Here is a 14,895-nt window from a genome sequence, read left to right as displayed (position 1 = left end):
GTTGAATGACAAAGCGAAGCAGTGGATCGACCGGTATTTGGATGTTTACCAGTTGGTTACCCGGCGCATTAGTGCCGAAATGCGGGAACATCTTGGCGAGGATCTGACGAACGACCAATTCCAGGTCGTGCGCTTGATCAACAGCATGCCCCAGTGCACCTCTTCGCAGTTGGCCGACACGCTGGCCGTAGGCAAAAGCTCGATCACTGCCATCGTCAACCGACTCGTTGACGCCGGGATCCTATACCGGACCCGCGACGAAGCGGACCGGCGGCAGGTCTACCTGGCGTTAACCGACTATGGTACATCCATTTTCGAATCGGCCCAGGAGCAAGTACGGAATATCATTTCCCCGTACCTAAAGCATTTCGAAGAAAAAGATATCGAAATGTTTATCTCGATGTTCGAGAAGCTGGGTCAATTGATGCAGGAATCAGGAGGGAGAAAAAATTGAAAGCCATACTAAAAGCAAGATGGCTCATTATTGTCCTGTGGCTTGCTGCTGCCGTCTCACTATTCTTGACGGCACCGTCGATGGCGGATCTCGTCCGCGAGAAGGGTCAGCTGTCCGTTCCTGACGGCTACACGTCGTCGAGAGCTGCCGAAATTCTTAAGGAAGCATCGGGAGGCGAGGGCGGAGAAACCTTACATCAGGTTGCCCTAGTCTTTCATAATCCCGATGGCTTGAGCGAAGCCGATAAGGAGAGCATTAAGCAGGGGATTCAGAGCCTGAACGACCGAAAGGAAAGCCTGAATATCGACTCCATCAATGAGCCGTTCACCCAGAAGGAGCTTGAAGATACGCTGATTGCCAAGGACGGCAAAACGATCATGACGGCGTTGCAGGTCAGCGGAGGCCAAGAGGCCGTCAAGGCGCTGCCTGAGCAAGTCGATCAGATCCTTGAAGGCGTTAGCGCGGAGCATTATCTGACGAGTGAAGGACTCATTAATGAAGATACGATCGTCAGCTCGGAAGAAGGGCTCAAGAAAACGGAATATATTACGGTCATCTTTATTCTTCTTATCCTCTTCATCGTATTCCGTTCTTTTGTCGCCCCATTCGTTCCGCTGCTCACCGTCGGTCTCAGCTACATCGTGTCCCAATCGGTGGTCTCGTTCCTCGTCGACCGGTTCGACTTCCCGATCTCAACATTTACGCAGATCTTCATGGTTGCCGTCATGTTCGGCATCGGGACCGACTACTGCATCCTGCTGATCAGCCGCTTCAAGGAGGAGCTGACAGCCTCGGATGATACGAAGTCGGCAATCATCGAAACGTACCGGAAAGCGGGCGGCACCGTCTTTTATTCCGGTTTGGCCGTATTCGTCGGCTTTATAGCGATCGGCCTGTCGAAATTCATCTTGTACAAATCCGCGGTTGCTGTCGCCGTCGGCATCGCCGTCATGCTGCTTGCTCTCATAACCGTCGTCCCGTTCTTTATGGCGGTGCTCGGCAAGAAGCTGTTCTGGCCTTCCCGCGGGAAGCTGGAGCACAGCGAGAACAAGCTGTGGGGAGCGGCCGGATCCTTCTCGCTTAAAAGGCCTTGGGCCGCGCTGCTTGTCGTGGCTGTTATCGTGGCTCCGTTTCTCGTGACATACAGCGGCAAGCTGTCCTTCAACAGTTTGGAGGAGATCGGTCCGAGCTATGAGTCCGTCAAAGGCTTCAACATTATTTCCGACAGCTTTGGTCCCGGACAATCGCTGCCTTCCACCATTGTCATTAAGAATGATGACGAGATGGATACGGCCGAATATATGGGACTCGCGGAGAAGATCAGCCGGGAAGTGGAAAAGGTCGAAGGCGTATCCAGCATTCGCAGCCTCTCCCGCCCGACCGGCGAGCAAATACATGACTTCCTCATTCCGACTCAAGTGAAAACGCTGAATGAGGGCCTTACGGAAACGAATGACGGGCTGGCACAAATTCAGAGCGGTTTATCCGAGGCAGGCAAGCAGCTGAGCGAAAATGCGCCCAAGCTGAATGAAGCCGCTGCCGGCGCAAAGGAATTAACGAAAGGAACGGCCGAGCTGAAGGCCGGCATGACTGAGCTTGCAACAGGCCTCAAAGCCATTGAGCAAGGGATCAAAAGCGGATCCGCCGGAGCCGGCGAAATCGAGTCCGGGCTTACGCAAGCGGCGCAAAGCGCGAAAGAGCTTGCGAACGCGCATGCCAAGCTGCTTGAGGGCTACAAGCAGCTGGATACCGGACTTGCGGCGCTAAACGGCGGCGTAAGCGGAATTCAGGAGCAGCTTGGAAGCGTAGCGGCTGCACTGAAGGGGCTTGAAGCCTCCTTCTCGGGTCTTGAGAACAGTCATCCTGAAATCCTCCAGGACATGAACTACCAGACGATTAAGGGGACCGTGACCCAGACAGCTGCCGGCACTGCCGAGCTGGCGGCAGGACTCGGACAGATTTCCGAGCAGATGAAGGGTGCGGCCGCCGGTCTATCGGAAGCCAACAAGGGCTACACCAAAGCGGCCGCCGGGCAGACCGCCCTCGCAGACGGGCTTCAAAAGCTGGCGGCAGGCATCGGTGAGCTCAAGTCCGGACTTTCGCAGGCCGCGGACGGCCAGGGACGCATCGTGAGCCAGATCCCATCCATTACAGGCGGGCTCGAGCAGCTGCAGGGCGGCCAGCAACAGCTGGCGGACGGCTTCGGTGATCTCACCGGACAGCTTGGCGAGCTGACGGAAGGCCTGAACTCCAGCGCGGACGGGTTGAAGCAGATTACCGACGGTTTAAGTTCGGCCCAAGACTACCTGCAGCAGATCCAGGATCTCCAGGACGATGAGCTCAGCGGGTTCTTCATTCCGCAGGAAGCGCTGGAGAACGACGAGATGCAGACGGTGTTCGATACGTACTTATCCGATAACCGCAAGGTCATGACCCTCGATGTCGTGCTGTCGACAAACCCGTACAGCGAGGAAGCGCTGGGAAGCGTCGAGCAGATTGAGGCGGCCGTTGCCCGCGCGGTGAAGGATACGAAGCTGGAAAACGCCGAGGTCGCCATCAGCGGCATTACGAGCACGAACCATGACCTGCAGAGCATCTCGGACGAGGACTATACCCGTACGGTTATTCTGATGCTCAGCGGAATCTTTATTATTCTCGTCGTGCTGCTGCGTTCCATCGTGATGCCGATTTATCTCATTATCTCCCTCGTTATTACGTACTTTACTTCGGTTGGAGTAACCGAGATGATCTTCGTGCACGGACTGGGTTACTCCGGCATTACCTGGGCGACGCCATTCTTCAGCTTTGTTATGCTGATCGCGCTTGGCGTCGATTACAGCATCTTCCTGATGGCGCGCTTTAACGAGAACAAGAGCTGGGATGTCAAGGATGCCATCCTTCACGCCATGCGGAATATGGGCACGGTCATCTTGTCCGCAGTCGTCATTCTCGGCGGAACGTTCGCCGCGATGTATCCGTCGGGCGTCCTGTCCATGATGCAGATCGCCACCGTCGTGCTGGTCGGACTCGTGCTGTACGCCCTCGTATTTCTTCCGTTCTTCGTGCCGGTCATGGTACGCATCTTCGGCCGGGCCAACTGGTGGCCTTTCACGCCGAAAGAACGGAGCTCAGAGAGCAGCCAGCCCGGTCAACACGTAGGCATGTAAGCTGCCCCCGGATTTGCTTGCGCCTGAGCGCAAGGTCCACCTTTTGAATCATACCGGCGCTTTTCGAAAGCTTTGTGCTTTTACGAAAAGCCGCCGGTTTTTTTATGAACAGATGCCCCACAAGCTTGCCCTCTTCTCGATTCATCGCATTTCCAAATCCGTTTTCCATTGGCTTGGGCCGCTTGCTCAAATAGGAAATGTCTGTACGGCTGATGTAATTTTGCGTATATTTGAAAGTAAGACTTCTTAAAAAGGAACGTGAACGGTGACAACCCTACGCGCAAAGAACCATGAACGTTTTCGTTTTACCAAATTTATCCACCGTGTTGCGGCATTCGTTGTTTTTCTGAGCATGCTCCTCGGAATCCGCTGGCTTTGGCTTGAAGCCTACGCCCCTCCTGCAGATCAACCGAAAGCCTCTGATGGGGTGCTCGATCTGAGAGGCTGGGATCTCTTGGGCTCCAAGCCCATCAATTTGGACGGAGAATGGGCGTTCTACCCGGACACCTTGGCAAATGAACAGGAGCTGAAGACGTCTGAGACGTCATCCTTCGTGCATGTACCTGGAGACTGGAATAAAGGCCGGGCGCATGAAGTGAAATCATCATTCGGAAACGGGACGTACCGGCTTCGCATCTTGCTGGATCGTCCGCTTGCGGCCCCACTCTCGTTCTGGGTTCAGGAGATTCAATCCGCGACCACCGTGGACATCAACGGCGAAACGGTAGCTTCTATGGGAAGGACAGGAGAGACTGGCCAAGCTTCCTATCAGCCGAACCGCACCTCTTTCGTTGTCGATTATGTTCCCGACCGGGAGGCTCGGGAGCTTGATCTGGTTATCCGGGTCGCAAACTATGAGCATCCTTACATGGGCGGAATCTCAAAGCCGATCAAGCTGGGATCGCACCAGGCGATCCAGGATGAGTACGGCGTCTCCGTCGATCTCCAGCAAATTACGTTTGTCGTCCTGATGCTGCACGGATTGTACGCCTGCATTTTATACTTATTCAATCCGCGGGAACGGTCTCTGCTCGACTTTTTCCTGCTGCTTGTATCGGCAGCTTTGAGTGTCGTCACATCGCACGACAGCCTCTTGATGAAGTGGGTCCCTTTAAATTATGAATGGGAGCTTAAAGTAACCTTCCTCTCCTATTCGTGGCTCTCCTATTTCATTTGGAAGCTGAGCCGCAGCTTTACCGCCCGAAAACGGAACTTGTGGTTTAACGCCTTCAGCGGGCTTTTGATCCTCTATACGATCGTGGTCTTTGCCGCTCCGGGGCCTTGGGTTCACGGGATGGTGGAATACCGGGTATTTGCCTTCTTTTACTTGTTGCCGGTCCTGCTCTCGGTCTACGTATTTACGCGAATGGTCCTTGACAGCCGGGATGATGCGATATTCCTCCTGCTATCAGCCAGCGGCGTGGCATCGGTCTCTATAATACGAATCGGCGGCTGCTGCAAACCTTCGGCTCCGGTCTCGTGATCAAGAGCACCCGGAATCAAGGCACGACGGTTTCATTTACAATTCCGTCGGATTCGCAGCCGAGCGAGGATTTTTCCGATTTTTAGGAACGAGGAGTCAGCCAGCGGACTCTTGCTTGGTTGCCATAAAGCAAAAGTCTGGTAGACGGTACGGCTTGGTTGTTGTTCGAGCGGAGCCTGAAGAGGATACGGGCTTGATTCACGAAGCAGAGTATGGCAGACGGTGCGGGTTAGTCCTTTCAAAGAGGAGCCCGGTAGACTATACTGCCTAGTCTTCTCCGGGCGGAGTTCCGCTATCGCAACAGGAGCATCGCCCCGCGATGCTCCTGTTGTTTTTTTGCGTCAAAATCAATCTACAATTTTATCATGCCTCCTATCTGTCTCTCATTATTAAGCAATGGCCGAACCGCAGCGTAAATCAACGGCCAACGTGGCATAAATTTATTGTTTACAAGGGAATACTGTTCCTAAAGGGGGTCCATCATGGAAAAGATCAACAGCTGGCTTAGTCAAATGGCTCACAATTATTTGCTGATTGTTATTGCAGCCATCCTCTTTTTCGGCATAAAATCCGTTATTGGTGTCATAACTTACAGGCACTACAATAAAGAATTGCAGCATTTGCACAAAAAACTGGACTCTCTATTAAAAAAGACCTCCGAAGATTGAGGTATAGCTGTTCGGTTTCTTATTTCTAAATGAGTCCGTGCACCGGCAGCTTCTCCTGATCCCTACAAGCGCAGCTGATCCCCTCCCTCCTATACCCATGCTCATCATCCAACACGAACCTTCACATTCTGTCACGACGCTTCCAATATTAAAAATCCGCATTTTATAAAAGATCATTGGGAGAGCAAACGATGGCCTGTCGTCCGAGCGACGTTACTGAGCCCTTGCTGGAGTCACCGTTGCAACGCTTGACCCTGTCAATCATGGCGCAACCGTCACGTTCCCCTTGTACATATTGCCGGCCGGGCTTCTCGTATTCTGGGAGGCTGTGGCCGATGTATTGCCATAGGCTGCGATGACATATACGTCCGGATCGGACAGAAACACCGTGTTATTGGAGAATTCGTTGCTGATTCCCCATCCCGGTACAATTTCATGAAGCTGAAAGGCATCCACAATGAGGCTGTTTCCATTCTGGTAGGCGGTATTATTCCGGATTATGGCCCCATTCCCTTTCACATCCACGAAGCTGTCGGCATAATTCGCTCCACTGATTCCCTCGCCATAAAAGGTGCAATTCTCGACCAGCGTCCCGATCGATCTTTCCTTAATGTCAATATGCTCAGCTGTAATGTTTGGGCCGAAAATGACGCCCCGGATCGTATTGTAATGCGTATTCTGGTCATATGATGCACCTTCCGCCGAACCGACGTAAACCCCCTCGCCAAAGCCCGGGCCGGTTTTGCCGGTATTGTATATCCGCGAGTTTTCAATGGTGCTGTATGAAGTGCCGTCCCGGAAATGCACGGCTTCGTAGCCGATGTTAAAAACCTCTACGCCGGAAACCAGCGTGTGGTTCGAATGATCAAGCAATATGCCCTTTTGGGCGTTCGTCAGCTTCAGATTACGGATGATCCAATGGTCTCCCCGGACCCGAAGTGCGTAGCCGGAGCCGGCGGAATATCCGGAAATGACCGCCGGGTTCGCGGCATCCCGGCTTTCGATGACGATTGGCTGCTCCGAGGTCCCGCCTGCATCCGAGGAGAAGCTTCCCGTGTAGGTGCCAGGCTCCAGCACGATTCGGCCGCCTGGAACGGCATTTTTCAACGCACTGTGCAGACAGGAAGACGATGCGCAAGAAGTATCGTTAGATGCGGAATGGGGTTCAGGTTCGAACCTACCGCCTTCATCACGTCCTCCCCCGTTCCCGCAAGTCTCTCGGGCATCCCATACTCCCCAAGAAGCGCTCGTTCCCGGCTCCTCGCCCGTTGTCCACCATCTTGCTGTCCAGAGCTTGCCTTGATGCGACAACTCGCTGTCTCCGCTGTAGATAGCCGTCGCTTCCCACGGAGCTGCGGAACATGTTGCCGGCCTGGCCGCTTCTGCGCTAAACGCATCGGCCTGCTTTAGCGTTGTGAATTCAGACAGGCCAAGGCTGCTGATCGAGACCATCAGCAATCCGATCAAGGCCAGCTGTCGCAGCCCTCTTTTCACCATACATAATTGGATCATCGGGATATCCTCCTCATGGTTAGTTTTCCATCTTTCTTTCGATTAAGATTGCCTTTACCATTGTAATGAGGAGAGCTTGGTCTCTATTCGATCTGTCATATCATCTAAAAAGGTTCTTCGGACCAAGATAAGCACCCACCCGAACAAGATAGACCCAACAGAAACCAGCCGATGCAGTAACCCCGGGGCAGCATCATGACTCTAAAACTGACGTGAATCATCGTGAGATACAGCAATCGGAAAGAAATCGGTCTTTAAATGAATTGGTATAATGGTTTCCGAGATTGAGTCGGCCTCAGGAAAGCCCTGTGATTACACCTCGCCAATAAGGAGCAATCAAATCATGGAAACCATGTTCAATCAAGCCCATGTTAAAGAACTCATGAACCGTATCGACAATCTAAATCCGGGCTTACAACCGCAGTGGGGCAAAATGAACGTCGCCCAGATGCTAGCCCATTGTTCGGCTTTCCAGGATATCGCCATGGGGAATTCTTTCCCTCCTAGAGGCTGGCTGGGGATATTGATCGGCCGCTTTGTGAAACCGATGTTTTATAATGCGAAGCCCCCGGCTCGCAATATGTCCACGATCCCCAGCATAATCATTGCAGATGATCGCGATTTTGAGGTGGAAAAAGAAACTCTGAAGGGAAAAATCGTCCAGCTTCAGAAAGACGGGCCGGCGAAAATCACGCCGCACCCGCATCCCTTTTTCGGCAAGCTGACCGCCGAACAATGGGGAAATGGGTTATACAAGCACCTGGACCACCACTTAAAACAGTTCGGCGTTTAGGCGCCGTTTCACGACAGCAAGTCCCTTTTGAGGACTTGTGAGGTCCATGCGGCGCCGTTTCACGACAGCAAGTCCCTTTTCGGGACTTGTGAGGTCCATGCGGCGCTTTTTCACGACAGCAAGTCCCTTTTCGGGACTTGTGAAGCCCCTGCCGGCGCCTTGTCACTCCCCCGCGCCGCCTCTGGCAGCACGCACAAAAGCGTGCCGACCAGCCCCTGCGCTGCCCGGCACGCCTCTTCCACCGTTACCCTTTGATCGAACCGATCATGACGCCTTTTTCGAAATATTTCTGCATAAACGGATAAATGACCAAAATCGGAAGCGTCGAAACGATAATGACCCCGTACTTGATCTGATCCGCATACCGCTGAGCATATCCCCCCGCATCGCCGCCGGTGCCTGCCCCGTTGGCAAATACCTGATTGGACAACAGGATGTCCCGCAGGATGATCTGCAGCGGCTGCAGCTTCGTATCCCGAATATAGATCAGCGCTGTGAAGAAATCGTTCCAGTGCCCCACCAGATAATAGAGGGCGATGACCGACACCATCGCTTTGGACAGCGGCAGCGCCACTTTGAAAAAAAACGTGAAATGCGAGCAGCCGTCCATCACGGCCGCCTCGTGCAGCTCCTTCGGCAGAGACGTTTCGAAGAACGTCCTGGCGATGATGAGGTAAAACACATTCACCGAAAAAGGCAGGATGAACACCCAGACCGTATTGGTCAGCTGCAAATCCTTCATCAGCAGGTAAGTCGGAATCAGACCGCCATTGAAAAACATCGTCACCACGAAGAAGAACATGATGATCCGTCTCGCCCGGAATTCCCTCCGCGAAAGCACATACGCCGCCGGCAGCGTGAACAGCATGTTCACGAGCGTCCCGAATAACGTGTAAAACACCGTGTTCCGGTAGCCGGTCCAAATCCGCATATCCTTGAAAATTTCCTGATATCCGAAGAAGCTGATGTTTTTCGGAAAGAACAGCACTTTGCCTGTCGATACCAGCGTCGAATCACTGAAGGAAGCGATAACGATAAAATACAACGGGTATGCGATCAAAAGAAAAATAACGGCACACAACAGGGCCAGGACGACCCTGAAGGCGAATTCTTTACCGGTGACCCGGGCACTTATGTGATCCATGGCCGTTCCTCCTCCCCTCTCTCATTAGAATAGGCTCGTATTGGACACGCGTTTCGAAATGGCGTTCATGGCAAACAGAAACACGAAATTGATCAAGGTATTGAACAGCCCGATGGCTGAAGCCAAGCTGAATTGGTTGGAGATAATGCCGATCTTGTACACATACGTCGCAATGACCTCGGATACCGGCAGGTTGAGAGCGTTTTGCATCAGGAATATTTTCTCGAAGCCGGTGCTGAGAATGCTGCCCATGCTGAGAATGAACAAAATGATGATCGTCGGCACGAGCGCGGGAATATCCACGTACCGGATCGTCTGCCAGCGGCTGGCGCCGTCCATTTTGGCCGCATCATAGAGCTGGGGGTCTACTGCGGACAACGCTGCCAGATAGATAATGCTGTTCCAGCCGCAATGCTGCCAAATATCCGAGAGCACGTAGACCGGGATAAAGGTCGAGGTTGAGGCCAGCAGATTGATATGTTCGAGCCCGATTGATTTCATGAAATGACCGACCACGCCGGTTTCCGAGGACAGCAGCACGTTGAGCATGCCCACGAGAACGATGACGGAAATAAAATGAGGCAAATATACCGTCGTCTGCATGAGCTTTTTCATTCGCTTTTTTCGAATCTGGTTCAGAATCAGCGCCAGAATAATCGGAGCCGGAAAGCCCAGAACAATCGAAGCCAGGCTGATAAGAAACGTATTGCGCATCAAATCCGTGAACAGATAACTGTCGATGAACTGCTCGAAATAAGCAAGCCCTCTCCATTCCCCGCCGGTGAGGCCTTTGGTGAAATCAAAATCCCGAAAGGCCAGCTGAATTCCGTACATGGGGATGTAGTTGAACACCAGAATGACGAGGATCGCCGGCAAAATCATAATCCATAATTGATAATCGCGTATAAAGCTCTGAATGCCTTTGGGTGACCGCATGATATCCCTCCTTCGCAGCTAGGGGGAGGAGGCCATCTTCACGCCCGGACACACTGCAGCCCACAATGCCCCGCTTCCTGCTCGGCCCTGCCTGCATACGGAGAATACGCCATTTACTTACCGCTGAGTCATCCAGGGTATGCGATGGAGTAAGGGAGAAGCCGAGGCTTAATGGCTAGCGGTGATTCTCACTGCGCACGACAATCGCTACAGCATGCTGCGTGAAGATCTCCTGTTTCCCCGATTAGTTCTTGCTCATGTATTCGTCGTAATATTTCTGCATGATCTCCAGGTTTTGATTAAGGCCGGCCTTCTCGCTTTCCTTCACGTAAGCATCCCATTCCGCTTCAATGCCGCCCTTGGTCACCCATTTGGCAAAGCTGGACTCGGCCAGATTCATGACGTTGGTGTTGTTAAGGCTCATCGTGTTGTTGTCCATCGTCGAATATTTAATGAACATGCCCGGAAAAACATCCTTCTCCGGATCGACCTCCAGCGCTTCGGCAAGCGGCTCCGATTGGCCGAGCACCTCCTGCATATCGGTACCGAGCGTCAGCTCCAGCGAATCCGGAATATAAAAAGCCCCGTTATCCGCCATCGTCGACGTCCATTTCCACGTGCCCGGGTCCATTTTGTCATCCGCCGGAGGCAGAACGCTGTATGTACCGTCCCCATTGTCTTTAATATTCGGCCCGATCGATCCGAACAGCACCTGCATCCCGACTTCCGGCGCGTACAGCTCGTTGATGAACCGCATCGCCGCTTCCTTCTGCTTGCTCTTTGCCGACATGACGATATGGTTCGTTCCGTAGTTGAGCGAGTAGTAGTCATAGCTCCAGGACAGCTCTCCGGCATAATCGGCCGTCGCCTTGAGCGGCGGCATGGAAGCGTATTGCGACGCAAGCTGCTGTCCGAACCGATCGGAAGCCACCCAGCCCCAAGTAAAGCCGACCTTCGCCGTATCCCCTTCGCCCCGTGCAACGGACTGATACTTGGTATAGTCGTGCGTAAACACTTCCGGATTGATCAATCCCGCCTGATACAGCTTATGAAGGAACGCGACCATCATCTTGTAGCGCTCGTCCGTAAGATAATTCTTCACCTTGCCGTCTTCTACAAAATAGCCCTGCGGGCTCCCGTCCGTCAGTGTGATCCCCATGCTGCCAAGCATCACCGCCGGGTTGAAATATCCACCGATGCCTCCCGGCCAATCCATCGGTATTTCGTCATTCGGGTCGCCGTTGCCATTGGCATCCTTCTCTTTGAACGCGACGAGCACCTCGTACAATTCGTCCCATGTCGTCGGCATTGTAAGCCCGAGCTCATCAAGCCACTTCTGGTTAATGAACTGACGGCTAGCCGATGCGGGCCAGAAGCGTTGATATTTCGGAAGCCCGTAAATTTTCCCGTCGGGCTGGGTAGCGATGAGCTTCGTATCCGGCTTTTCGTTGAACATCTTCTGCACGTTCGGTGCCTGGTCAAGCATGCCGGACAAGTCCTGGAACAGTCCTTGGAACTGGGCGAAATCCGCGTCCGTGATCACATTCGGTCCGATGAACAAATCCGGAATGTCGCCGCTGGCCAGCATCGTTCCCTTCTTCTGTCCCCAATCGGCCGTAATTTCCTGCCATTCGATCTCCACCCCGGCGGCTTCTTCCACTTTCTGCAGCCACTCCATCTCAGCCAGCGGCTTTGTCAAAGCATGCTTGGTCATGATGGCCGTCAGCTTTACTTTTTTGTCTGAAGTGTTACCCGGTGGTTCGGCTGAATCGTCCGTTCCGCTTCCGGAACCGCTGCATCCGGCCAGCAGCATCGCCATGACCAAGAAGAGTGAGATGTAAACGTTTACTCTTTTCCGCATTGTTCTACCTCCAGCTATTTATTTGCAGCATCCAATCCCTCTCGGGTTCTGCCGCAGCTTTGCTTGCCCTGATCGGACACCTATGACTCTAAATGGAGGCGGGAAGCCGCGTAAACGGGCAGTATTTTACCGATACGCATTTTTTGAAAGCGCTTATATCGCCAAAGAAGAGGCAAATCAGGGATCTGCCTCTCTATGCGGACATTCAAAATTTGTAGATATTCAAAAATTGTCAGCTGCATGCCGCGTCGTCCGAGCGAATATGAACGTGCAGCAGCCATTATTTCAGCGCGCGCCGGGAGAGAATCGCGTGCCTAGCGTCCTTAGGGCGGACACGCTCACGCCATCGGTCCTCATGCATCTTTGTGAGTATTCCGGTATTGCCCCGGCGTGGTGCCCATGATTTTCTTAAAGGCCCGGATAAAGCTCGAGGTATTGGTGTATCCCGACTTCTGAGCGATGGACTCCAGCGTTTCGTCGGTCTCCCGCAGCAGCTGAATCGATGTTTGAATGCGAAGCCGCTCGATGTATTCCTTGAAATTTTGTCCCATCGTTTTCTTGAAATGGTGGCTGAAATTCGATACGGACATGCCGAAGTGGTCAGCCATCAGCTGCAGGGAGCAGCTCGGATCCAACCCTTTTTCATCGATGACCGCCAGGATCTCTTCCCGTGTCGCCGTACGTGCGGCAGGGACCGTGTCCCGGATGAATTCGCACAGCTTCAAGCTGCTCTCGCGAATAATTCCGATCATTTGCTCCATGGTATAACGCGGCTTGAAGGCTGCGTCTGTCAGCCGCAGCAGGGTTTGATCTTCGCGGCGGAAGCGCTGCAGGCCGTTGATGATGACGGTCACCGTGTTTAAATACACGCTTCGGATCATATGCGGCGGCATGCCGTCACTGCGGATATACCCGATCAGCCGTTCGGTCAAGCCGGCCACCATCTCGGGCTCGTTCTTCAGGATGGAGAGCTCCAGCGACTGCAGCATCTCGGCTACGTAAGAGACGGCGCCGGAATGCGTTGCTCCGATCTCGTCAAAGGTCAGCACCGGCGCTGTTTCGCGAACCCGCACATGCTCCACCGTCCGGAGCGCCTGCAAATATGACGTTTGCGCCGCCCTCGGGCAGCGGTAATCTCCCGGCCTGCCAATACCGATCATCACCCGGGTCCCCTCTGCGCCGACGAGCTCCTCCTGAAGCTGCGTCAAAAAAGCTTGAAGCGGAAAGCTCGGTGGATGAGCGCAAATCAGGACGATTTCATGATGATACACGCTTCTGCAAAAATATCCGTTCACGCCGTCAGGCCAGCGATCCTCGGATTGCCTGCAGAAATCCGCCGCAGTATTGAACTCTTCTTCGGATTCGCACGCCAGCACGGCCACCGTAAGAACGGTACCGCCAGGCAGAGCCGGATCGCCCCCCTGCATCGTCTCAAGAACCGAAGCAGCAGGCGATGATGCTTCTTGGGCTGGGTCGACCGGCACAGCAGCAGGTGGTGCTTCTTGGGCCGGGTCGATCGGAGATGGAGGATCGTGAAATGGGGAGCCCTGAGGCTTGGTTTCGCTGCCTGGCTGGGAACCGTCAAACGCGACTCCGACCTTGTCCGCCTCCTGAGCGAACGCCTCCCATGTCCCGTATTGCCCGACGACGAGCCCGAACAGAATATTGTCCCGCATAATCGGCAACGTTCCCTTCACCCTCTCGTCAAGTCTGCTGTTGGCGGCGGACAGCTCGTTTAGCGTATAGCGGATCGTATCGATCTCGTTCATGGGCCTTCGCTGCTGCGGCTCGAACAAGCTGACCGCCACATCGACAAGGCGCTTGATCGGATGATAATTTTTGCGGATGGATATGTAGACCACGATAACCTCAAGCAGCAAAACAAGCCCGACGAGAAGGGCCGTGTTCCATTGGATGGTCCGAAGGCCCTGCAGCGATTCCGACACCGGAATCAGGCTCACATATTTCCACCCGTTCTTATCCGATACCGACGTCGAGACGAGATACGAAATCCCGTTGATCCGCTCAATTCCGGATGTGGCCCCCGGGTCTGCTCCCATGCCCTTTACGAGCGCCGACATATCATCGGACGCCTCGTAGATCTTCTTGTTTGAAGCGACAAGAGGACGTCCTTCATTGTCAAAAATAAAAAAATCCCCGGTATAAATTTCGGACACCGACCGCATCATCCGAAGGATCGTGTCCTCCCGGACCATAATAAGGACGGCGCCCGGGGAATTGGAGCCGCCGACCGGGAGCGGCTGAAGAAAGGTTAGCAGCCTCAGCCGGTTATGGCCGGGAATAATGACGTTCTCCACCGGGCGCACGATGGGCTGGTTTAATGTGTTCAGCGTGTCCACCATCTCCTCATGCGGCCAGTCCTCATAATAGAATCCCACGCCAGGTATCGCCAAATCCTGCACGCTGTATGCGCTTCCAGTCTTGGAAAACAAATAACCGATGTTCTTCACATACAGCAGCGTGTTGTAGATAAAGGCATCGGTTGCGTTGTATTTTTTCATTTCATTAGCAATGAGCACGCGCTGATAGTCGCTCTCCTCCGCCTTGTACATCCTGAATTCGCGGTTCTGGACAAGCTCGTACGGCAGGTTATACACATACCGCGTGAACGTATCCATTGAGGTCATGAACTGCTCGGTAATATGCGCATTCCAGTCCAGCTCCTTCTCCTTTACGACATCGGCGGAATATGGGTAGTAATAGAACAAAATCATGGCAATCGGAAACAACAGCACAAGAAAATAGGAAATCAGCAGTTTGGTCAGCAGGTTGGCTTTCGGCTTTCCCAATCCGTCATTTCACCTCCAGTGTTCTCACATACTTGAAAAAGTTATATATAAGAATACGAAATTTTCA

The 14,895-nt window shown here is 53.4% G+C and carries 10 protein-coding genes; 5 read left to right on the top strand and 5 right to left on the bottom strand.

Annotated elements, in window-relative coordinates; translation table 11 throughout:
- The first annotated feature begins 1 nt into the window (after position 1).
- The 4 genes from NSQ46_RS08575 (at position 2) to NSQ46_RS08560 (ending at position 5,772) form a co-directional block, all read left to right on the top strand.
- Positions 2-454: a MarR family transcriptional regulator gene (locus NSQ46_RS08575; RefSeq protein WP_007127603.1), complete on the top strand. Its 453-nt coding sequence runs from the start codon at positions 2-4 to the stop codon at positions 452-454.
- Positions 451-3,621, top strand: a complete 3,171-nt coding sequence (locus NSQ46_RS08570; protein WP_028406067.1) for an MMPL family transporter — start codon at positions 451-453, stop codon at positions 3,619-3,621. Before NSQ46_RS08575 ends, NSQ46_RS08570 begins: the two co-directional genes overlap by 4 nt.
- Before the next feature lie 265 nt (positions 3,622-3,886).
- Positions 3,887-5,104 carry a hypothetical protein gene (locus tag NSQ46_RS08565; RefSeq protein WP_341342278.1) on the top strand — a complete coding sequence of 406 codons (1,218 nt, stop codon included), beginning with the start codon at positions 3,887-3,889 and terminating at the stop codon, positions 5,102-5,104.
- 482 nt (positions 5,105-5,586) lie between these two features.
- The gene (locus NSQ46_RS08560; RefSeq protein WP_007127599.1) at positions 5,587-5,772 is read left to right on the top strand and encodes a hypothetical protein; all 186 of its coding nucleotides are present in this window, start codon (positions 5,587-5,589) and stop codon (positions 5,770-5,772) included.
- A 261-nt stretch (positions 5,773-6,033) separates the two neighbouring features.
- On the opposite strand, the gene NSQ46_RS08555 is transcribed toward NSQ46_RS08560, so the two are convergent.
- The gene (locus tag NSQ46_RS08555) at positions 6,034-7,284 is read right to left on the bottom strand and encodes a right-handed parallel beta-helix repeat-containing protein (RefSeq protein WP_342576647.1); all 1,251 of its coding nucleotides are present in this window, start codon (positions 7,282-7,284) and stop codon (positions 6,034-6,036) included.
- A 343-nt stretch (positions 7,285-7,627) separates the two neighbouring features.
- On the opposite strand from NSQ46_RS08555, the gene NSQ46_RS08550 reads away from it, so the two are divergent.
- Positions 7,628-8,077 (top strand): DUF1569 domain-containing protein, encoded by a 450-nt coding sequence (locus NSQ46_RS08550; RefSeq protein WP_342576646.1) that lies wholly within the window; start codon positions 7,628-7,630, stop codon positions 8,075-8,077.
- 244 nt (positions 8,078-8,321) lie between these two features.
- Here NSQ46_RS08550 and NSQ46_RS08545 read toward each other — a convergent pair whose 3' ends face one another.
- From NSQ46_RS08545 to NSQ46_RS08530, 4 genes are all read right to left on the bottom strand, one after another.
- Positions 8,322-9,221 (bottom strand): carbohydrate ABC transporter permease, encoded by a 900-nt coding sequence (locus NSQ46_RS08545; protein WP_342576645.1) that lies wholly within the window; start codon positions 9,219-9,221, stop codon positions 8,322-8,324.
- 24 nt (positions 9,222-9,245) lie between these two features.
- Entirely contained in the window at positions 9,246-10,157 is a 912-nt protein-coding gene (locus NSQ46_RS08540; protein WP_341032677.1) for an ABC transporter permease subunit, read from the bottom strand.
- 244 nt (positions 10,158-10,401) lie between these two features.
- Positions 10,402-12,018: an ABC transporter substrate-binding protein gene (locus tag NSQ46_RS08535; RefSeq protein ID WP_144867511.1), complete on the bottom strand. Its 1,617-nt coding sequence runs from the start codon at positions 12,016-12,018 to the stop codon at positions 10,402-10,404.
- Between the two features lie 353 nt (positions 12,019-12,371).
- On the bottom strand, positions 12,372-14,828 hold the full coding sequence (locus NSQ46_RS08530) for an AraC family transcriptional regulator (protein WP_007127593.1): 2,457 nt from the start codon (positions 14,826-14,828) through the stop codon (positions 12,372-12,374).
- Positions 14,829-14,895 lie beyond the last annotated feature (67 nt).

Origin of the sequence: Paenibacillus sp. FSL M8-0142 (assembly GCF_038597315.1) — a bacterium.
GTDB lineage: Bacteria > Bacillota > Bacilli > Paenibacillales > Paenibacillaceae > Paenibacillus_AQ > Paenibacillus_AQ lactis.
The sequence above is the reverse complement of the archived record's forward strand: the minus strand, read 5'-3'. Positions and strand labels throughout refer to the sequence as shown.